This window comes from Enterococcus sp. DIV0755f, assembly GCF_051713725.1.
GTDB classification, from domain to species: domain Bacteria; phylum Bacillota; class Bacilli; order Lactobacillales; family Enterococcaceae; genus Enterococcus_D; species Enterococcus_D casseliflavus.
The window spans coordinates 2,622,087-2,641,568 of record NZ_JBIOQL010000001.1 but is presented as its reverse complement, the minus strand read 5'-3'; the positions used below and the strand labels follow the sequence as shown (position 1 = coordinate 2,641,568).

Annotated in this window: 21 protein-coding genes and 1 tRNA gene; 13 read left to right on the top strand and 9 right to left on the bottom strand. The window is 42.3% G+C overall.

The genetic code is table 11. From position 1 onward, the window contains the following. Positions 1-8: 8 nt before the first annotated feature. Both IGI73_RS12165 and IGI73_RS12160 read right to left on the bottom strand, forming a co-directional pair. The gene (locus tag IGI73_RS12165) at positions 9-650 is read right to left on the bottom strand and encodes a sugar O-acetyltransferase (protein WP_016608797.1); all 642 of its coding nucleotides are present in this window, start codon (positions 648-650) and stop codon (positions 9-11) included. A 13-nt stretch (positions 651-663) separates the two neighbouring features. After that, positions 664-1,056: a VOC family protein gene (locus IGI73_RS12160; protein WP_010749819.1), complete on the bottom strand. Its 393-nt coding sequence runs from the start codon at positions 1,054-1,056 to the stop codon at positions 664-666. Positions 1,057-1,215: 159 nt separating this feature from the next. On the opposite strand from IGI73_RS12160, the gene IGI73_RS12155 reads away from it, so the two are divergent. After that, positions 1,216-2,196, top strand: coding sequence for an ROK family protein (locus IGI73_RS12155; protein ID WP_438759232.1), 981 nt, complete (start codon positions 1,216-1,218; stop codon positions 2,194-2,196). An 89-nt stretch (positions 2,197-2,285) separates the two neighbouring features. On the opposite strand, the gene rnhC is transcribed toward IGI73_RS12155, so the two are convergent. Beyond that, positions 2,286-3,212 (bottom strand): ribonuclease HIII, encoded by a 927-nt coding sequence (gene rnhC / locus IGI73_RS12150; RefSeq protein WP_005228632.1) that lies wholly within the window; start codon positions 3,210-3,212, stop codon positions 2,286-2,288. Positions 3,213-3,428: 216 nt separating this feature from the next. Between rnhC and zapA the strand changes: the two genes are divergently transcribed. The 9 genes from zapA to IGI73_RS12105 all read left to right on the top strand — a co-directional run bounded on the left by zapA (position 3,429) and on the right by IGI73_RS12105 (position 12,992). Next, positions 3,429-3,869: a cell division protein ZapA gene (gene zapA / locus IGI73_RS12145; RefSeq protein WP_005228634.1), complete on the top strand. Its 441-nt coding sequence runs from the start codon at positions 3,429-3,431 to the stop codon at positions 3,867-3,869. 23 nt (positions 3,870-3,892) lie between these two features. Continuing rightward, on the top strand, positions 3,893-4,447 hold the full coding sequence (locus tag IGI73_RS12140; RefSeq protein ID WP_010749817.1) for a CvpA family protein: 555 nt from the start codon (positions 3,893-3,895) through the stop codon (positions 4,445-4,447). A 78-nt stretch (positions 4,448-4,525) separates the two neighbouring features. Beyond that, positions 4,526-6,889 (top strand): endonuclease MutS2, encoded by a 2,364-nt coding sequence (locus tag IGI73_RS12135; RefSeq protein ID WP_074933413.1) that lies wholly within the window; start codon positions 4,526-4,528, stop codon positions 6,887-6,889. Positions 6,890-6,985: 96 nt separating this feature from the next. Further along, a complete protein-coding gene (gene trxA / locus IGI73_RS12130) occupies positions 6,986-7,300 on the top strand; it encodes a thioredoxin (protein WP_005228645.1) in 315 nt (104 codons plus the stop codon). Between the two features lie 179 nt (positions 7,301-7,479). After that, complete coding sequence (locus IGI73_RS12125) at positions 7,480-9,714, top strand: L,D-transpeptidase family protein (RefSeq protein WP_428206600.1); 2,235 nt, start codon at positions 7,480-7,482, stop codon at positions 9,712-9,714. Between the two features lie 121 nt (positions 9,715-9,835). Further along, entirely contained in the window at positions 9,836-10,162 is a 327-nt protein-coding gene (locus tag IGI73_RS12120; RefSeq protein WP_015510192.1) for a PadR family transcriptional regulator, read from the top strand. After that, entirely contained in the window at positions 10,149-10,829 is a 681-nt protein-coding gene (locus tag IGI73_RS12115) for a DUF2812 domain-containing protein (protein WP_010749814.1), read from the top strand. The genes IGI73_RS12120 and IGI73_RS12115 overlap by 14 nt, the downstream gene beginning before the upstream one ends. 17 nt (positions 10,830-10,846) lie before the next feature. Next, positions 10,847-11,746 (top strand): ABC transporter ATP-binding protein, encoded by a 900-nt coding sequence (locus IGI73_RS12110; protein ID WP_428206598.1) that lies wholly within the window; start codon positions 10,847-10,849, stop codon positions 11,744-11,746. Next, the gene (locus IGI73_RS12105) at positions 11,739-12,992 is read left to right on the top strand and encodes an ABC transporter permease (RefSeq protein ID WP_005228656.1); all 1,254 of its coding nucleotides are present in this window, start codon (positions 11,739-11,741) and stop codon (positions 12,990-12,992) included. The genes IGI73_RS12110 and IGI73_RS12105 overlap by 8 nt, the downstream gene beginning before the upstream one ends. A 72-nt stretch (positions 12,993-13,064) precedes the next feature. Here IGI73_RS12105 and IGI73_RS12100 read toward each other — a convergent pair whose 3' ends face one another. Both IGI73_RS12100 and gloA read right to left on the bottom strand, forming a co-directional pair. Next, positions 13,065-13,778, bottom strand: a complete 714-nt coding sequence (locus tag IGI73_RS12100) for a gamma-glutamyl-gamma-aminobutyrate hydrolase family protein (RefSeq protein ID WP_015510190.1) — start codon at positions 13,776-13,778, stop codon at positions 13,065-13,067. A gap of 77 nt (positions 13,779-13,855) precedes the next feature. Next, positions 13,856-14,230, bottom strand: coding sequence for a lactoylglutathione lyase (gene gloA / locus IGI73_RS12095; protein ID WP_005228659.1), 375 nt, complete (start codon positions 14,228-14,230; stop codon positions 13,856-13,858). Between the two features lie 147 nt (positions 14,231-14,377). Between gloA and IGI73_RS12090 the strand changes: the two genes are divergently transcribed. Beyond that, positions 14,378-14,821 (top strand): NUDIX hydrolase, encoded by a 444-nt coding sequence (locus IGI73_RS12090; RefSeq protein WP_005228661.1) that lies wholly within the window; start codon positions 14,378-14,380, stop codon positions 14,819-14,821. Positions 14,822-14,865: 44 nt separating this feature from the next. Here the strand turns inward: IGI73_RS12090 and yidA are convergent, their stop codons facing one another. Genes yidA through IGI73_RS12075 form a run of 3 tightly spaced genes read right to left on the bottom strand, consistent with a single transcriptional unit; the run spans position 14,866 to position 17,869 of the window. After that, entirely contained in the window at positions 14,866-15,684 is an 819-nt protein-coding gene (gene yidA, locus IGI73_RS12085; protein ID WP_005228663.1) for a sugar-phosphatase, read from the bottom strand. A gap of 9 nt (positions 15,685-15,693) precedes the next feature. Further along, positions 15,694-17,064, bottom strand: coding sequence for an HD domain-containing protein (locus IGI73_RS12080; protein WP_010749809.1), 1,371 nt, complete (start codon positions 17,062-17,064; stop codon positions 15,694-15,696). Next, the gene (locus IGI73_RS12075) at positions 17,048-17,869 is read right to left on the bottom strand and encodes a lipoate--protein ligase family protein (RefSeq protein WP_428206814.1); all 822 of its coding nucleotides are present in this window, start codon (positions 17,867-17,869) and stop codon (positions 17,048-17,050) included. The genes IGI73_RS12080 and IGI73_RS12075 overlap by 17 nt, the downstream gene beginning before the upstream one ends. A gap of 223 nt (positions 17,870-18,092) precedes the next feature. On the opposite strand from IGI73_RS12075, the gene IGI73_RS12070 reads away from it, so the two are divergent. After that, positions 18,093-18,530, top strand: a complete 438-nt coding sequence (locus IGI73_RS12070) for a DUF1934 domain-containing protein (protein ID WP_005228669.1) — start codon at positions 18,093-18,095, stop codon at positions 18,528-18,530. Positions 18,531-18,614: 84 nt separating this feature from the next. Beyond that, the gene (gene rpoE / locus IGI73_RS12065; RefSeq protein WP_005234347.1) at positions 18,615-19,223 is read left to right on the top strand and encodes a DNA-directed RNA polymerase subunit delta; all 609 of its coding nucleotides are present in this window, start codon (positions 18,615-18,617) and stop codon (positions 19,221-19,223) included. A gap of 164 nt (positions 19,224-19,387) precedes the next feature. Here the strand turns inward: rpoE and IGI73_RS12060 are convergent. After that, a tRNA-Arg gene (locus IGI73_RS12060) sits at positions 19,388-19,459 on the bottom strand. Positions 19,460-19,482 lie beyond the last annotated feature (23 nt).

The window sequence follows — 19,482 nt, the reverse complement described above, 5'->3', positions numbered from 1 at the left end:
TTGTTTCGTTATTTTTGCTGCTTCTGCCAGTCTGCTCGTTTTTGATGATAGAGCTGGGCGGCAGTTTCCCAATGTTCTTTGTCAGCCGGCTGAATCTCACGGATCACACGGGCTGGATTGCCACCGACGATCGTATTCGGCGGCACATCTTTTGTGACGACGGAACCAGCAGCGACGATGGCATGTTTGCCGATCGTGACACCTGGTAAAATCGTACTATTGCCCCCGATCCAAACGTAATCTTCGACGGTGATCGGTAGGCCAAATTCCAAATCTTGACTGCGGACCACAGAATCGATTGGATGACCGGCGGTATAGAAGCTGACCCGTGGTCCCACCATCACATGATCACCAATCAGAATCTTATTGACATCTAAAAAAATGCAATCCATATTGGCATAAAAGTGATCACCAATCTCAACATGGCGACCATAATCAACATAAAGGGGTGGTTGGACAAAGCAATGCTGCCCAAATTTGCCAAAGAGTGCTTTTTCTTTGGCGATGATTCGTTCTCGGTCATCGACTGGTAAGTGGTTGATTTCCTGGGCACGTTTTTTTCCCTCCGCTGAACCATTCTCAGGGAGAATGCCAGCAGCTTGATACAATTGACCAGCCAACATCGCTTGATAATCAAAGTCTTCTTTCATTGCAAAATCCTTTCTAAGACGGTAAATCGTCGGTGGTTAATTCAATCAAATTGCCTTCGGGGTCTTGGACAACTGCTTCATAATAGCCATCGCCTGTTGTACGAGGACCATTTAAAAGAGGGTAGCCATCTTCAACAAACCGTTGAGCGTATCGATCGACGTCAGCTTGATCACCAACTGCAATCGCAAGGTGAGTGTAGCCTAAGCTTTCGCTGATACGAGGGCTTAAAAATTTCTTGGTCGTTAATTCTAACCGACTTCCAGAATCAAAGGTCAAAAAATAGGACTGAAAGCCTGTTTTCGGATTATGGTATTTTGTGTTGCTGACCGCCTGAAAGTAGGTTTCATAAAATGTCCTCATTTTTTCCAAATCATTGACATATAGTGCGATGTGTTCAATTTTCATTATCGACAACTCCTTTAATAAGCAATATAGATCGTTTTTTTTTGAACTTAGTAAACTTTGTTTAATAAGTTGCTTCTATTATACCTTTGTTAACAAAATTAATAAAGGTATATTCCCAGCTTTTTATCTGTTAAAATAGGAGCGTTGAGGGGGAGAAAAATGAAAGCTTATCAGCCAACGACCATTAAATTACATAATCAGGCAGTATTGCTGGATTTGCTAAAACAGCAGCAAGCGCCTATGACCAAGCGCCAACTGGCAGATGCCTCTCAATTAAGCGTGGTAACGATCAACAAGCTGCTTCCTGAATTGATTGAAAAGCAGTTGCTTTTGACGACGGATCAACCGCAACGAACGGGAGGACGTCAAGCTGCGGCTTACCAGTACAATGCGCAACGGACACTGTTGTTGATCATTCAGTTTATCGAAGAAGACCAGCAGATCGTGATTCGTTTTTCAGTCGTCGATCTCGTCGGGAACATTTTGCATCATGAGCAGTCAGCAGAGGGCCGATTGCCGCAGTTCTTGCAAGTGATTCGTCAGATAAAACAGGAATACCCGAAAATCAGCTTGGCAGTCGTGGGAATTCCTGGTGTGGAAATTGCTGGAAGACTGAAGATCATGGATGCTCCAGCATTTAAGGACATGGCGCTAGGGGAATTGATTGAAAAGGAGATCGCTGTAAAAACGCTTATTGAGAATGACGTGAATGCTGCGGTATTTCATTTCAAAGAAGAGAAAAAAATCGTGGCTGGCATTTATTTTCCGAAAAATTATCCGCCAGGTGCGGGACTGGTCATCGACCAACAGCTCTTTAAAGGAGCCAACCATTTAAGTGGCGAAATCAAGCATTTGCCGCATCTCTACACGGCTTCTTACCCTTTGGCAACAGAGGCGACCCCAGAACAAGTGACTGCCACTCTTCAAGCGATCGTGGCAGTGACGGACCCGCATCAAGTCATTTTGTTTTTGCCCTCTGAATGGCAGGCGCTCGTGTCGCGCTCCTTTTTGGAAAAGCAGCTGGCAGCAGTGTTTCAATATGGCGTCTTGCCAAAATTACACTTTTCCGATCGGTTTTCAGAAAATTATTTGGCTGGGTTGATCACGATGGGAATCGAAGCAGCTGGCTTAGGGCTTTGATTCCCAGCATTCAACTGGTACTGAGGACAAAAACTGCCGCTGCTTCCTTTATTCAGAAGTAGCGGCAGTTTTTTTGAAAATACGAGAACTCACAGCTTGGCAAGTTTCTGTGCTTTTTCGGTATTCGCAAAATGCAGTTTGGCATATTGGCCTAATAGTGCTATGCCACCTTGCTGCAGTAATTTTGCTGCAACTTGATCAGCAGCTGCGTGGGCGCCAGAAGGCAAGCGCAAACCGACTTCTTTAGAGGCTGCATCTAATTCATCCAAAAAGACTGTACGACATAAAATAGAGGCTGCCGCTACTGCTAAATGATATTGTTCACCTTTCGTCGCAAAATAGAGCTTTTCAGTGACCGCTACTTGTTCCGACTTTAAATAGGTGCGATAATTTTTTTCGCTCGTGAACTGATCGATCAAAATGGCATCTGGTGTCTCAGGAGCAATCTTTTGCAAAAGCAAACGAATGGCTTGATTATGCAAAGCAACTTTCATTCGGACTGTGTTGTATTTTGGTTGGATCTCGTTGTATTTGCTGGGCGTGACGGTGAGCAATTGGTAAGGAACCAATTCTTTGATTTTCGGCGCCATCTTACGGATCTCTGGATCTGTCAGCATTTTTGAGTCCTTGACTCCTAAAGCTTTCAGCTGTGGTAATTGCTCTTTTTTTGCATAGACGGCACAGACCACCAAAGGACCGAAATAACTGCCATTACCGACCTCGTCACTGCCGACGACGCTTTTTTCGCTAAATCCTGCTGGCAACGCAGTGGATGAAACAGTCGCTTTTTTCTTATCTGGTACAGCACTTGCCGTATCGCCCCATAAGGAAGCTTCTTTTTCAGCAGTCGCTCCTTGGAACATGACTTTTCCTGACGTATAAGCAGTGATCGTCGTTGGCCCTTTTTTGGCGACAAACACTGTATAAGGAACTTTCTTAGCTAGCAAATCTCGTTGGTAAAATTGCTGCATCTTTTGGATAGTTGAAGTTGGTACTTTGATAACGATCGTACTCATTTGATTCCTCCTGATTTTTTGTCTTTTTTTAGGTAGACAAAAGGATACTTTAAGATTTTACCATACTTCTTATTCTTTTTTACTAAGACGATCAGCAAACAAACGATTGGCATGGAAATTCATAAGAAAATCACGTATAATAGTTAAGAGTTTGCGACACATGTTCAATAAGTGATAGAATAGAACAGAATGTAAGCAATGGGAGGAAATATTCCTATGACGGAGCAAAAGAAACGTTATAAAGCAGTTATCGCGAATCAAAGTTACACGATTATTGGACGCGAAAGCAAAGAACACATGGATATGGTGACAAGATTGGTCAATGACCAACTGCTTGAGATCATGCAATTATCGCCACAAACCGATCAAGAACAAGCGTCGATCTTATTAGCGATCAACGCTGTTTCCGACCAGCTGAAAAAACAAGAACAGCTTTTGGTCCTACAAAAAAAGGTGGACGAGCTGCGAGGACAAGCCATTAAAGCAACGGAGCTTGAGAATCGCATTAAGCGGATCGAAGCGATTGAATCCGAAGCACGGAAAGTTCTCGATGAGACAGGTCGCAGTGATGTGGAGATCCATAATCATGTGGAAGCACAACAGATCTTAAATGAACAAAGGAAACGAAAAATTCAAGAAAAGACAGCCCATGGGTAGTGCGGCGTAGAAAGGATACCTAAATGATTGGATTATTTGTCTTGGTTTTGTTGTTGGCAGCCTTTTACGGCGGCGCACGGCGCGGAACCAGTTTACAATTGGTCTCAGTTTTGGGCTATTTGATCTCTTTTTTCTTTGCAGTAGCAAATTACCAAGAAATTGCGAAGAAAATTGAGCTCTATGTTCCTTATATGTCAGTAACGGCGGACTCAAAGTTAAAATACTACGATATGGAACTGGCTTTAGATTTAGACAAAGCCTATTATGCAGCCATCGCTTTTGTGATGGTGCTCTTTGCTGGATGGCTGATCACAAAACTAGTGGTGATTTTTGCAGACAGTTTGCGTTACAAACGCCTAAGTTTTTTAGGTGGTTATGACTGGGCAGTTGCGGGTGTTTTGAATGTTATCTTGATGTATATCAATTTGTACATGTTTTTCATGATTCTCTCAATGATCCCGTTTGCCACGATTCAAAATCTGTTTGAAACGAGCGGAACTGCGAATTTCATCGTTGATCGGTCGCCGATTCTCTCAGATTACTTCTATCGATTGTGGATCACAGATGTGATTGGGTAAAAAGCAGGCAGATGGTTGCAGAGCCATTCTGCCTTTTTCTTAGGAACAAAAAGTTAAAACAAAGCAGGTGAGAAAAGAATGAATACTAAGATCCTTGATGTTTTAGGATTTGAACAAGTAAAGAGTCAAATCGGTCAGTATATTGTAACAGCCCAAGGAAAAGAAGCCTTAGCAAAGCTTGCGCCATCAAGTGATGCGCAAGTCATTTCCTCTTGGCTAGCAGAAACAGAAGACGCGATCAAGATCCAACGTTTAAGAGGCGGAATCCCTGTACCAAAGATTGAGAATATTCGTCCCCAAATGAAACGGATCGAAATTGGCGCCGATTTAAACGGCATTGAGTTGGCACAAGTTGCCCGTGTCTTATCAACTACGCAGGAATTGAAACGCTTTTTTGCTGATTTGTCTGAAAGCGAGATTGAATTTTCCCGCTTGTATCACTGGGAAGAACAGTTGGTGTCTTTGCCAACCTTGAATCGACGCTTGAAAGAAGCTATCGATGAGGATGGCCGAGTCACAGATGATGCCTCTCCAGCACTACGTGGAATTCGCCAATCGATCCGACGAGCAGAACGGACGATTCGCGAGACATTGGATGGCATCGTCCGAGGTGGCAATGCAAAGTATCTAAGTGATACGATCGTAACCATGCGAAATGAGCGTTATGTGATTCCAGTCAAACAAGAGTACCGAGGTGTTTTCGGCGGGGTAGTCCACGACCAAAGTTCCTCTGGTCAAACCTTGTTTATCGAACCGAAACAAGTAGTGGAACAAAATAACCGTTTGCGCCAGCATCAAATTGCGGAACGGGATGAAATTACACGTATTCTAGCAGAATTGTCAGCAGAGTTAGCCCCATATCAAAGAGAGATTCTCCATAATGCGTATGTGATCGGGATCATGGATTTCATGAATGCCAAGGCTCGTTTTGGAAAAGAGATGAAGGCAATCGTACCAGCGATCAATCAAGACAACCATGTCTTTTTTAAGCAAGCACGTCATCCATTGATCGATCAAGAAAAAGTCGTTCCTAACGATATTACGATTGGAAAAGACTATCAAGCCGTTGTCATTACTGGGCCGAATACCGGTGGGAAAACCATCACCTTAAAAACATTAGGGCTATTGCAGATCATGGGCCAAGCTGGTTTACCAATTCTGGCAGAAGAAGAAAGCCAAATGGGTGTCTTCAATGAGATTTTTGCGGACATTGGGGATGAACAATCCATTGAGCAAAGTCTATCGACCTTTTCTTCTCATATGACAACGATCGTTGAAGTGTTGAAAAAAGTCGACGAGACAAGCTTAGTTCTCTTTGATGAATTAGGCGCAGGAACCGATCCTCAAGAAGGGGCGGCACTAGCGATTGCGATTTTGGACGAACTTGGGGCTAAGTCGGCTTATGTCATGGCGACGACCCATTATCCTGAATTGAAGGTTTATGGCTATAACCGATCCAATACGATCAATGCCTCTATGGAATTTGATGTTGATACCTTAAGTCCGACCTATCGCTTGTTGATCGGGGTTCCAGGACGAAGCAATGCGTTTGAGATTTCGAAAAGACTTGGCTTGCCAGATACGATCATTGATCAAGCCAAAGAGATCATGGATGGAGAAAGCCAAGACCTGAATGAAATGATCGCTGATTTAGAAAATCGAAGAAAAATGACGGAAACCGAGTATCTTGAAGTCCGTCATCATGTAAAAGAAGCGGCCCGCTTGCACCAAGAGCTAGAAGCAGCCTATAGTTATTTCTTTGAAGAACGTGAAAAAGAATTGGCGAAAGCTCGGCAAAAAGCCAATCAGATCGTTGAAGAAGCCAAAGAAGAATCTGAAAAAATCATTGCCGATATTCGTAAAATGCAGTTAGCCGGCGGTCAAACGAAGGTCAAAGAACACGAGCTGATCGACGCGCGCACCAAGTTATCAGGACTGCAACAAGAAGAACATCTGCAAAAAAACAAGGTTCTGCAAAAAGCCAAAGCAGCCAAGACGCTGAAAGAAGGAGACGAAGTGCTTGTAACATCTTATGGGCAGCGCGGGGTCTTATTGAAAAAAGCAGGCAAAAATCAATGGCAAGTCCAAATCGGTATTTTGAAAATGAATTTGCCAGAAACAGATCTCCAACCAGCAGCGCCAGTGAAGGAGCCTACACAGCGTATCGTCAATACGATTCGTTCTGCTGACAGCAGTCCAGTGGTCAATCAGTTGGATTTACGCGGTAAGCGGTACGAAGAAGCCCTCAATGAAGTGGATCAGTATTTAGATGCAGCGATTTTGGCAGGCTATCCGCAAGTGACGATCGTCCACGGAAAAGGAACCGGCGCATTGCGTCAAGGGATCACTGACTACCTAAAAAATCATCGCTCGGTGAAAAGTTTTGAATTTGCGCCAGCAAATCAAGGGGGCAATGGGGCGACCATTGTGAAGTTTAACTAACCTTTAAGAACCCTTACCTTTTGTAAGCAGACGATTTTAAAAAACTTCCGATACGTGGTATACTTTTTTTAGTTTTAAAAATGGAGGGGAAGTACGATGGCAAAAGAAATTACTGATAAAACTTTTTCAGAAGAAACCGATAAAGGCTTAGTCCTTATTGATTTTTGGGCAACTTGGTGTGGTCCATGTCGGATGCAAGCGCCGATCTTGGAACAATTAGCGAATGAATATGAGGAAGACGAATTGAAGATCGTGAAAATGGATGTGGATGAAAATCCTGAAACACCAGCTTCATTCGGGATCATGTCTATTCCAACTTTGTTGTTGAAAAAAGACGGCCAAGTCGTTGATAAAGCAATTGGGGTGCATACAAAAGATCAATTGAAAGCTTTAGTTGCGGAACATATGTAATAGAAGAAACGTTTTTGAAGCAATAGCCGAAAGTGGCTATTGCTTTTTTTATTTTGGGGACGTTTTTTTCAAATTTTCTATTAGGCAGTGGTATACTTAAAGTAGGGAGTGGCACTAAAAAATATCTTGTTAATATAGTAAGAAAGTAATACCAAAATAGGATTAAAGGGGGAATAAAAATGAAGAAGTTGAAACGTGGGTTGCTTCAAGGCGTTGCGATTGTTGGGGTACTGGTCGCACCCATTGCAGGAACGATCACACAAGTTTATGCAGCAAATGAAGGGGATCCGACAGCAGCGTCTGTCACTGCACAAGAGGCGACGTCAGAAAGTTTCTCAGAAGCGAGCGCAGCATCATCTCAAGAGGCAAGTACAGAGAGTACAGAGTCAAGCACGGCAACTGAGTCTTCATCAACGTCTACCTCTTCATCAGAAACAACGTCAAGTACTAGCACGGCTGCGACTGAGACCAGTCAGACCGAGGCCACACAAGATTCATCTACTCAATCGACGGAAGAATCTTCTGAAGAACCAGACTTAGGGATCATTGATGTTGAATCAGTTGCAGTTAATAACCAATATATAAAAATCAATCCGGTTGCAGCAGCCAATCCTGAAACGCAAAACATCCTTTACCGTTTTGAGAAGGATCAATTGATCGAGCAAGGAACGATCAATGAATTAGCTGGCAAGGTATACCGTAGTGTCAAACGGTATCAAGGTGCCGATAAGCGGACCTATCTTGAAATTCGTGACGATCAAAAGGTTGTCGGTGTCGTAGCAGAAGCAGCAGTGAAAGTTGCCAGCGGAACCTACAAAACCGAGAAAAAATATGCAACCGTTACAAGTGCGAAAGAACCGCTTTGGCAAGATGTGTTTTTAGATAAAAAAACGAGCACTTCTTCAAGTATTACTGGTCAAACTTTTGAAATCAAAGAAGTATTCACGACGAATAATAACGTGGCCTATTACGCATTGTATTCAAATAAAAATGTTCTCATCGGTTGGATAAAAGCCATCGGGCTTGAATTAACGACATCACCTGGTGGGATATGGAGTGCGGAGTCAAAATATGCGACTATTACTAATAGTAAATCTACATTATGGCATAACTTTTTAACTTTAAAAAAGAGAGGTACAACAGCGGGGTTAGAGGGTAAAACATACAGAGTTAAAGGACGTTTTCATCATTTTGACGGTTTTATATATTATTCATTATATGATAATAAGAATAATTGGCTAGGTTATATTAAAGAAACTGGTGTAAAAATCACCGCTGGTGCCAATGGTGCATATTCAACCTTCAATAGATATATTTCTCTGACAAAGAAAAACACTGTTATATGGGGAAGTTTTAACTTAAAAAGCCAAAAGAATAATACTAATGCGTTATACTATAAAACATATTTAGCTAAGGGTAAATATGTTCATTTTAACGGAACAACTTACCTTACTCTTTATGATTCATCCAATAAATGGATCGGTTATATTGATGAAAAAGCTGTGACAGTTGCTAATAATAAAGGTGGTGTTTGGCAAAGCGAAAAGAAAACTATGCGTATAAAAAACAAGAAAGATACTCTTTGGCAAAATTTGAATTTCACAAAAAAAATGGGTACTGCTGAACAATATGTGAATAAAAATATACAAGTTAAAGGAAAATTTTTACATTTCAATGGCTCCACCTACTACTCCCTCTATCTCAACAACAAATGGTTAGGCTACATCAATGCAAGTGGGGTGACCAATGCCCATACGATCACTTCTCAAAGCAACATTAGCCGCTACGTGGTCGTCAAGAATGGGGATGGCAATTTCTTTGAAAAAGCCGATCCAAATAGTGCCAAACTTGGGAAAAAGAGTGCCTACAAAGGCTATATGGCACAAGCGACCAAACTAGCAAAAACGAGTGATGGCAATTACTTGTATCTCGTTTCGCCAGCTGGTCGAATCGGTTGGGTCAAGGAAAATCAAACCACAAATGTAAATAGCAACTTTTGGATGTATACTACAGGAGGGAAATATCCTTCATTAAACGTTAAAAACTTAAACATTGAAGTATCTATCAGCAAACAGCGGGTCTACATCAAATCAGGAAATAAAGTGATTTATACGATGCTTTGCTCGACCGGTGCCTTCAATACGCCAACACCTTTAGGGAATTTCCGTATCCAAGCAGAAAAAGGCTTAGCTTTTTCAGGAGCCGCTTACTACCGTTCCTTTAAAGATCACGGCGTCTATTTATTCCATACGATTCCAACGAGCATTGCTTGGTCCACTAATGCTTTTAGTTCTGTTGAAGGACGAAAATTAGGCACTCGGGCTTCTCATGGCTGCATTCGTTTAGCAGTCCCAGATGCCAAATGGTTTTACTATAACATCCCTTATAATACGCCTGTCAAAATTGCTAACTAATGTTCAAAAAGTCGTTTCCCCTAGTGGAGACGGCTTTTATTTTTCAAAAAAAGATTGACGCTGGTTATATCATTCGATAATATATCATTAAGTGATATAGCTAGTGGGACGGAGGAATCAAATGGATGAGGCATTGACAGATTCAACCTATTTGATTTTATTAGCGCTTTTAAAGCCGAAACATGGGTATCTCATCATGAAACAGATCCATGAGCTGAGCCAAGGGACGTTTGAGATTGGTCCCGCAACGATGTATACGATTTTAAAGAAGCTGACGAAAAAGGGGTGGATCGATTTAGAGGAGAGCGTTGACCGAAAAAAAATCTATCAGATTACACCAGAAGGAAGACAAGTTCTGGAGAAAGATATTCAACGGCGCAAATTATTTTATCAAATCGGAGAACAGGTTTTCGAAGCGTTAGGGGGAGAGCAAGATGGGCATCAATAAGAAATACCTTCTTTCACTTGGTGTAGCCTATTACCCAGAAAAGGAAATGGTTCGTCTGCAAAAACAAGCGTCGTTAGGGTGGCACTTTGTGAAGATGAATCGGTTAGGGTTTTTGAAGTTTATCAAAGGAGACCCAGAAACGACCAAATATGCAGTAGACTTTTTCGAAGGAGAGCCCTCTGAGATCGTTGATTACTTAGCGATGTATCAAGCAGGAGGCTGGACTTATATCAGCAATTATAAAGATCGCTATTTTTATTTTAAAGCGTCTCCTGACACACCAGCGATTTTCAGTGACCAAGAAAGCTATCAAGAACGGATCGATAATGAAACACGGTATTTAATGAAAAAATCGATTCTACTTTCGGTGATCAGTTTAGTGATATTGGCAGCAATTTACTTTTTGATCCGTTATTTCAATATTCGCACAAATCCATTTTGGTCCTTTGGACTAGGATTGATTACGGGGCTGGTGTTTATCCCGATTGGGGTAGGATTGACCACGATCCTGATGAAATTCTTATATAAAAATCGAGCAAGTTATTACAATGAACCAGAGAAACTGGCGAAGCGTCAACGAGTGATCCGCGATACCGTCATCTTGATGTTTGTCGGAGCGATCATTGGCGCCGTTATCGGCTTTTTCTTTAGTGATATATTTTATTAGATAGGGAAGGTGAGCATGTGTTAGAAGCAAAACAATTAGTAAAAACATTTGGCGATTATACAGCAGTCGATCAATTGTCCTTTACCATCAATGATGGACAGATCATGGGCTTGATTGGTCAAAATGGTGCTGGTAAAACGACGACATTCCGATTGATCTTGGATTTCTTGAAAGCCGATCAAGGGGAAGTATTATGGGATGGCCATAAAATTAGTGAAAAAGAATACAATATTATCGGCTATCTGCCAGAAGAACGCGGCTTGTTTCCAAAAGTAGCGATTGAAGATCAATTGATCTATTTCGCGCGGTTACGAGGCAAGAAGAAAGAAGACATCGTACCAAAAATCGACTATTGGATGGACAAATTTAAAGTCAAAGGCAAGAAAACCGATAAAGTCAAATCGCTATCAAAAGGAAATCAGCAAAAAGTTCAGCTGATCTCAACGTTGATCCATGAACCAAAATTGGTGATTTTAGATGAGCCATTTAGTGGGTTAGACCCCGTCAATGCAGAACTGTTGAAAAATGGGATCATTGAACTGAAAAAAAATGGCTCATGTGTCATTTTCTCCAGTCATAATATGGATAATGTGGAAAAAATCTGCGATCACTTGATTATGCTGCGGGATGGTCAAACCGTCTTAAACGGAAAAGTTCATGAAATTCGTGAATCCTTTGGGCGGACGAAAGTCTATTTAGAATCCAACTTGACGAAAGAACAGCTCTTGGCAGTGGCAGGTGTCGAGGAAGTTCTTGCCAGAGAAGATGGCAGCTATGATATTACGATCGCTGATCCTGCAGTAGGAAAAACCTTATTTGATTTAGCAACGGCGGATGGTTATATCCCTATGTTCAATCAACAACCGCCAACGTTAGAAGAAATCTTTAAGCGGAAGGCGGGAAAAATGAATGAGTAAGTTTTGGGTAATCGCATTAGATGTTTATAAAAAAAATATCAAATCAATTTCGTTTTTGATTATGATTCTCGTGCCATTTATTGCAACGGGGGCATTTTATCTCATTGGTTATTTTGCTGATGGTATGAACAGTGTCGACAAAATTGCCGTTTATGCGAATGAACCAGCCATTGCGCAGACCTTTGTGGACCAAAGCGGCGATGATTTTGAATTTGAAATTGTTGACAGCGAAGAACAAGGGCAGCAACAGATGGCAGATAAAGATGCTGATGCTTTGTTACTTATTACTGCTTCTGGGGATACGCTGCAAGGGGAATTATTAAGCGAGTCCTCGATGGGGCAAGCTTTAGAGCTGACGATCCAACAGTTATTGACGGGGTTGCAGTCTTCCTATAGAGCTAGTGAGCTTGGCTTGACTGCTGAGCAAGTGGCAGTCCTTAGTGAAGTCGCACCGCTTGATCGTCAAAAAGTTTCCTTCGGTGAAGATGGCGAAATGACTTATGGGGAAGACAATACCGCGATGCAATCACTAGTAAGTATGATCGCAACAATCATCCTCTTTTTCTTTATCATTACTTACGCACAGATCATTGCACAAGAGATCGCTTCTGAAAAAGGCACACGCATCATGGAAGTCATTTTGTCTAGTACACGGGCGCAAATCCATTACTATGCCAAATTGACGGGTGTAATCATGGTTGCAGCGACCCAGCTAGTTGCTTATGTTGCGATTTTTGGCGGGAGCTATTTCTGGATCAAGGATAACCCAATGGTAAAAGACTTGTTGGCAAACTTTTCGACAGATGGCATTTTTGGTCCCTTCCTGGTGTTTGCGATCGTTTTCGTCTTCTTAGGAATTTTGATCTACTCGGTCTTGTCAGCCCTTTGCGGGTCGTTAGTGAACAAAGCAGAAGATACGGCGAAAGCCATCATTCCAGTGACGTATCTTTCATTGGGCGGGTATATGCTTGGAATCGTGCTAGGCGGTATGGATCCTCATAACGTGGTCTTACGAGTAACTTCCTATGTACCATTTTTATCTTCCTTCATTATGCCAGTACGGCTTGCTAATGATACAGTGGGTATCGGCGGTGCATTGATTTCAGTAGGGATCCTTGCTGTTACCACGATCGTCCTGATGCTGGTTTCTGCAAAAATGTACAAATCAAATGTCTTGATCTATAACGACAATGGTATCTTGGCAACGTTGAAACAATCATTAGTGTTAATGAAAAACGAAAAATAAGCAAAACGCCCGATCCTTTTCGTGATCGGGCGTTTTTTATTCGCTAAAATCTAGAAAACAAGGGGCAAGCCTTTAGAATTCCTGCACAAAAAAGTTGAAGATCGATTGCTCAGAAGGCAGCTTGTGAGCGGCTAGCTCAGGATGCCACTGAATGCCTAAGATCGGTGCGCCATAGGCAGTGGATTCAATGGCTTCAACGACACCATCAGGAGCGGTGGCAATCACGTTGAAATCATCCGCAACGGTTTTGACCGCTTGGTGATGAAAAGAATTGACGTGATAGGTTGTGCCTAAAAGAGCAGCCAAACGACTGTCTGCCTTGATTTTTACCCGATGTGTAGGGAATTGAAAGAACGTCGGCAATTGCACGTGTTTGATCGTTGGGTGATCGATCAAAGAGAGATCTTGGTACAAACTCCCACCAAATGCGACATTGAGTAACTGCATGCCGCGGCAGATTCCAAAGATCGGTTTGTTTTGAGCCACTGCTTCTTTGATCAATGCCAATTCAAAGACATCACGATCAGGATGAATGCCTTGAATCAATGGATGAGGATCTTCGCCATAGTGAACAGGGGAGACATCGTGACCACCGGCTAACAAGAGTTTATCGATTTTGCTGATGTAAGTCGCAGCATCTTCCACGACACCCATTGGTAATAATAGGGGAATGCCTTGGGCTTGTTGGATATGGGTCACAAAATTTTTGGGTGTATAGGACAACCAATGTTCTGCTTCTTCAATCATTGGTCGTTCATTAGCAGCGATGCCGATAATGGGTTTCATTTGATCAAACCTTTCTACTAGTAAATGGATCGAAAAAGAAAAAAGGACACGAGGTCCTTTTTTCGATCACCTTCGCTTTATTTTTCGCGAATAACTTCGATTTTGTAGCCATCAGGATCTTTCACAAAATAGTAAGAAGGAGAAGTTCCTGGGAGTCCTTTCAGATCAGTGACATCAAATCCAGCCGCTTGGTGCTTCTCATGAAGCGCTTCTAGATCATCGGTACTGATGGCGATATGGCCATAGCCGTCGCCTAACTCATAGCCAGGATGGTCATAGTTATAGGTCAACTCTAGCTCGTAATCATCACCAGGCAAAGTTAAGTAAACCAAAGTAAATTTATGTTCAGGAAAATCACGACGGCGAGATTCTTCAAAACCAAAGGCAGTTTGATAAAAATCTAGAGAAGCCGTTAAGTCTTTGACGCGGACACATGTGTGAGCCATTTTCATGGGTAAATCATCCTTTCGATCTTGATAGTTGTATGATAACATATTTTCTCTTTTTGTAACGAATAAAAGACAACCGAGCGTTATTTCCAGCTTGTCCAGACTATTGGCATAGGGTAAAATGGAAAGAAAGTGTTGGTGGAGGGAATCATGCCAGAAAAGGAAATTGTGTTCGGGGAAAAAGAAGCGGGGAAACCATACAAATCAAGATATGGGGCGTATGTCGTTCTTCCAAACGAAAAAAATGAAGTGATCTTGGTGCAAGCACCCAACGGCGCATACTTTTTGCCTGGTGGTGAAATTGAGCCAAATGAGAGCAAAGAAGAAGCGATCCAACGAGAATTGATTGAAGAACTTGGATTTGAAGGGGAGATTGCTGAGTATCTAGGGGAGGCAGTTGAATACTTCTATTCGCGCCATCGCGATACATTTTACCATCACCCGGGCTATTTCTATTTAATGACACAGTGGAAAAAAGTTTGTGAACCGACAGAAGAAACCAATCAATTGTCTTGGCACACGCCAGAAGAAGCGATCCAACGATTGAAACGCGGCAGCCATAAATGGGCAGTTGAACAGTGGTTGGCAAAATAAAAAAGTCAGGTTTCCGATAAAAAGGAAACCTGACTTTTTTGCACTTAGTTATTTGTTAAAACATACTTGTTGATCACTTCTGCTACACCGTCTTCTTCATTTGAAGCGGTTAGGACATCTGCGGCATTTTTCACGTTTTCAGTAGCATTGGCCATCGCCACACCGATACCAGCATATTCCACCATGGTTAAATCATTTTCATTATCGCCGATCGCCATGACTTCTTCTTGTTTGATGCCTAAGTGCTCCGCCAATTTTTTGACAGCAGCTCCTTTATGGGCTTGTTTATTTAGGACTTCCAAGAAGTATGGAGCACTTTTAACCACATTGTAGTTGTCGGTCAAACTACTCGGCAATTGTGGGATGATCTGATCCAGTATTGCGGGATCATCGATCATCATCATTTTGATGATATTCAAGTCAGCAGTCATTTCTTCTGGTGTCCGATATTTCAATGGCATGTTGACTAAGAAGGCTTCATAAATCGTGTAAGGACTGATATCGCGGTTAGCGGTATACATGGTATCCTCAGTTTCTACATGAAGGTGAACCCCTAATTTTCTCGCAGTCATCTCAACAAAGAGATAGTCATCTTGGGACAAGCCGAATTCAGAGATGATCTCTTGATTTTTGGTTTTTTGAACCAAAGAGCCATTGTAGGTAATCACGAAATCATTGTCCGTAAATAAGTCTAGTTCCTTCAATAAATCTTGGACACCAGTTAAGGGGCGTCCCGTACACAAAACGATGCGCACGCCTTGTGCTTCTGCGTCTTTTAATGCTTTGTAAACTGCTGGAGTGATCTTGCGGTCGTTGTTCAGCAGGGTACCATCGATATCGATGGCGATCAGTTTGATACTCATAAGTTCCTCCTAGTGGCTTGGTTTGATCAAAGCACCATTGCGAATGTGCTTGGCAAACTCTTGATACGTCTCTCCAAATAAATCATAGTGATTTTGGATGTTGGGGTCAATCATTTCTTTTGGAAAATAAAAGCGTTGGTCACCTTGGGTTTGTCCCGCTAAGGCTGCAACAAGTTGACTGGCTTGGGATAATTCTACAAGGGAACCATCTTTTTCCTGTAATTCGATCTGTGTCCGATGCTTACCAGAAGTTGGTCGATAAAAATCATAAGGCAGATCGAAGCTTGAATTGATGGCAGTATAGTAGCGGGGATTGAAGCCGACTTTTTCCACCAATCCCTGCATTTCTTCAATCATCGGCAACTGCGTCTCATCGTCAAAGCGAGCGGATTTCAACGGTTTACGATTTAAGAACCGCTTGGCTAAATCGCTGAGGATCGGATCATTCTCTTCCGTCCATTGGGTAAAGTAGGTATTCAACACGCCATCGTCGAGTTTCAAGTATTCATCTAAAGTGAATTCTTGTTTTAAAAATGGGAGAAGCAGTTGCGAATGGCTTTGAAACATTTCCTGATCCACTTGATAAAGTTCTGCAGCACGATCCAGCAAGTGGGCTAAGATCACTTCCATCCCTCGAGAACTCGCATGGAAATAAACTTGCACATACATTTGGTAACGACTGACGATGTAGTCCTCCACAGCGTGCATGCCATTCATAGAAAAAGCAATACCGCCTTCGTACGGACGAATCACTCGTAAAATTCTGGTCAGATCAAACGTGCCGTATTCAGTGCCGGTAAAATAAGCATCGCGCAGCAAGTAGTCCATCCGATCAGCATCGATTTGACTGGAAATCATTTGAACGACTTGGGGATTTGGATAGGTTTTAGTGATGACACTTGCCACTTTCTCAGGAAATCCAGCCTCCACTCGGTTCAATATCTGATGAACTTCCGTTTCAGGAGAAGTGATGATCGCCACTGTGATGGCTTCATGGTCTGTATGGAAAATATGCTCAAAGGTGTGGGAGTATGGACCATGGCCCACATCATGAAGCAATGCTGCACACAAGGTCACTAAACGCTCCTTATCATCCCAGCCGTTCGGTCCAACTTTTTCAATCGAATAATTGCGTTGGAAAATATCGCAAATGCGGCGGCTGATTTCATAAACCCCCAAGGAGTGAGAAAAGCGGCTGTGTTCTGCTCCGTGAAAGGTGAAAGAAGCAGTCCCTAGTTGTTTGATTCGTCGCAAACGCTGCACTTCTTTGGAATTGATCAAGTCTAAAATCACTTGGTGCTGCACATGGACATAGTTATGAACAGGGTCACGAAACACTTTTTCTATCGCTAAGGTTTGATATTTATATGGTAGGCTCATCGCTAAACTCCTTTATTGGGTGATTTCGCTTTTCCGTGCCAGCTAAGCGTTGCTGCATTTGTTCGCTAAGGTCATTTTCTGAAAGCCATTGATCCAGTGACTCAAGCGGATATAGGGATTGGTCTGTGATCAAGAAAAGCAGGGCTTTTTGCAAGCGGTCAATCACCTCTTGTGTGGTAAACTTACGGCCGAGAGCCGCTTCTAAAGTGGTCATGCTCGCAGGATTGACGGCTGGATAGCCATCCGTACCAAAGCGCTCTTTTAAACCTGCTTGGTAAAAACGACGAACGAGAGAGCCGCGGGCTGGTTGGTCGCCATTGATGCTCAGATACATCATGACAGCCACGCCGTCTTTGATCCGTCGTTGTGCGGTGCCAGCAATTTTTTTTCCGTCAATACTCAGGTCATAGGTGCCTGGGCAGTACGAGTCAGCAATTTCATAAGCCAAAATTGTCCGCTCAGGAAAGGCTGTTTGCAACAATGTCGCCATCATTTCATAGGCTGCATCCGTAGTGGCAGCCAAATGTTTAGGGAAAATGAGGGAGACATTCAAAATATCGGCATCATTGATGACCCCAAGCCCGCCTGAGTTGCGGATGATCGAGTCATAGCCAGCTTCTTTCAAAACCTGCAGACCATCTATCAAAAAAGGCAGCCGGGTATCTTTCATTCCTAAAATCATCGTATCGGACAACTGCCAAAAATGACAATAAACTTGTTCAAGTTTGCCAGCAGCTTCGGTGGCAACATCGGTGAAAGCAAACGGCTCATAAGGATTGTGGATACGTGGTAAGGTTTGATCCATTATATAGATAGTCAAATCGGTTAAACTCCTTTAAAAATACCTGTTATCCTTATTATATACGATTCTTGGAAAATTACTTGGAGAAAAGAATGAAAACTTACTTTTGTTTTCGCTTTTTTATTTTCAATGAAGAAATAGACCAAGGAGAATCAACTGAAATGATTGACAAACGAATGAAAAAAAGCAAGAATGAAACTGAAATCTTCAAAGGAGGCACACGTACATGCAAGAATTATCAAAAGGAATCCCAATCTCGATTCATTTAACAACCAATGTACGTCAAGCAGGGGAAACAGAGAACTTTCTGTTTGATCTGCAAGGACAAGCAGTCAAGATCGGTGATACCTTATATATCCGTTACAAAGAGATCCAGCCAGACGGTACCGACGTTCCCGTCACGATGAAAATCATGCCAGACGGATTGATTCAATTGATTCGCTCAGGGGAAATGCGCATGCGTTTGAAATTTTCTTATAAGGAACGGTTAGAGACGAGCTACCAAACCCCGTATGGTTTGATGATGTTCCACACCTTCACCAATCACCTGCACGTTAGCTTGAAAGACCGTCCATACTCGGGAAAGATCGATATCGATTATGACTTGTTCATGGCTGCTGACAAAGTCGGCGAATACAAACTATCTTTAGAATTTACCGCTTGATCAAAGGGAAATTGAAAGAAAAAATTGCAATTTGAGGCGTAATTTTGTATGATTAGGAGTAGACTGTGAAAGGACGTGTCCCGTTTGGAAATTAATGTATTTGAAGGTGTAAATAAAAACGAATTGTCGATGATTGAAGTTGCCCATGCGATTTTAGAGCAGCGCGGTGACGTGATGGATTTTTCTGATTTGGTCAACCAAATTCAAAACTATCTTGAAACTTCAGACAGCGAGATTCGTGATTCATTGGCGCAGTTTTATACAGACTTGAATATCGACGGTAGTTTTATTTCTTTAGGCGACAATCGTTGGGGCTTACGTTCATGGTACGCCATTGATTCGATCGATGAAGAAGTCAACCATGGCATCGAAGACGAGGATGAAGATACACCACGTCGTCGCAAACGTAAAAAAGTCAATGCCTTTATCAACGATGATGAAGACGCAATCGATTATAACGATGATGATCCTGAGGATACTGATTTGTCAGATGACGAAGAAGATGATCTCTTTGATGATGATGATGACGAGGATGAAGAAATCTCGGCATACAATTCAGACTTGCAAGAAATCGGCGCCGACAATAGCACCGATGATGAAGAAGAATTACCTGACAGCATTGAGGAAGATCTAACCATTATCGATGACGATGATGAAGATGATTTTGCGGATGAAGAGGAAGAAGAGGAGTAATCCTCTTCTTTTTTTCGCCTTATGGCTGCAAGCAGCTTTTAATCGTTGAAGGACGAGTTCGCCTTCTTACATAGATACAAATAAAAAAGGAACCGCATCAGCGGTCCCTAAGTGCTTTTGAATTATTGATTTGAATCGAGTATACTTGTAACGAAAAGAAAAAACGCGCCTTGAGGGAATCGAACCCCCGTCTCAAGAACCGGAATCTTACGTGATATCCACTACACTAAAGGCGCGAAGCACAAATATTAGTTTAACC

Excerpts from the sequence above, each read along its gene's own strand:
- IGI73_RS12155 (WP_438759232.1), top strand. The coding sequence starts at position 1,216 with ATGAAAGCTTATCAGCCAACGACCATTAAATTACATAATCAGGCAGTA.
- IGI73_RS12115 (WP_010749814.1), top strand. The coding sequence starts at position 10,149 with ATGGGCATCAATAAGAAATACCTTCTTTCACTTGGTGTAGCCTATTAC.
- IGI73_RS12100 (WP_015510190.1), bottom strand. The coding sequence starts at position 13,778 with ATGAAACCCATTATCGGCATCGCTGCTAATGAACGACCAATGATTGAA.
- rnhC (WP_005228632.1), bottom strand. The coding sequence starts at position 3,212 with ATGAGTACGATCGTTATCAAAGTACCAACTTCAACTATCCAAAAGATG.
- zapA (WP_005228634.1), top strand. The coding sequence starts at position 3,429 with ATGACGGAGCAAAAGAAACGTTATAAAGCAGTTATCGCGAATCAAAGT.
- IGI73_RS12075 (WP_428206814.1), bottom strand. The coding sequence starts at position 17,869 with ATGGATCAAACCTTACCACGTATCCACAATCCTTATGAGCCGTTTGCT.
- IGI73_RS12140 (WP_010749817.1), top strand. The coding sequence starts at position 3,893 with ATGATTGGATTATTTGTCTTGGTTTTGTTGTTGGCAGCCTTTTACGGC.
- IGI73_RS12125 (WP_428206600.1), top strand. The coding sequence starts at position 7,480 with ATGAAGAAGTTGAAACGTGGGTTGCTTCAAGGCGTTGCGATTGTTGGG.
- IGI73_RS12090 (WP_005228661.1), top strand. The coding sequence starts at position 14,378 with ATGCCAGAAAAGGAAATTGTGTTCGGGGAAAAAGAAGCGGGGAAACCA.
- yidA (WP_005228663.1), bottom strand. The coding sequence starts at position 15,684 with ATGAGTATCAAACTGATCGCCATCGATATCGATGGTACCCTGCTGAAC.
- trxA (WP_005228645.1), top strand. The coding sequence starts at position 6,986 with ATGGCAAAAGAAATTACTGATAAAACTTTTTCAGAAGAAACCGATAAA.
- IGI73_RS12165 (WP_016608797.1), bottom strand. The coding sequence starts at position 650 with ATGAAAGAAGACTTTGATTATCAAGCGATGTTGGCTGGTCAATTGTAT.
- gloA (WP_005228659.1), bottom strand. The coding sequence starts at position 14,230 with ATGAAAATGGCTCACACATGTGTCCGCGTCAAAGACTTAACGGCTTCT.
- IGI73_RS12070 (WP_005228669.1), top strand. The coding sequence starts at position 18,093 with ATGCAAGAATTATCAAAAGGAATCCCAATCTCGATTCATTTAACAACC.
- IGI73_RS12135 (WP_074933413.1), top strand. The coding sequence starts at position 4,526 with ATGAATACTAAGATCCTTGATGTTTTAGGATTTGAACAAGTAAAGAGT.
- IGI73_RS12105 (WP_005228656.1), top strand. The coding sequence starts at position 11,739 with ATGAGTAAGTTTTGGGTAATCGCATTAGATGTTTATAAAAAAAATATC.
- IGI73_RS12080 (WP_010749809.1), bottom strand. The coding sequence starts at position 17,064 with ATGAGCCTACCATATAAATATCAAACCTTAGCGATAGAAAAAGTGTTT.
- IGI73_RS12160 (WP_010749819.1), bottom strand. The coding sequence starts at position 1,056 with ATGAAAATTGAACACATCGCACTATATGTCAATGATTTGGAAAAAATG.
- IGI73_RS12120 (WP_015510192.1), top strand. The coding sequence starts at position 9,836 with ATGGATGAGGCATTGACAGATTCAACCTATTTGATTTTATTAGCGCTT.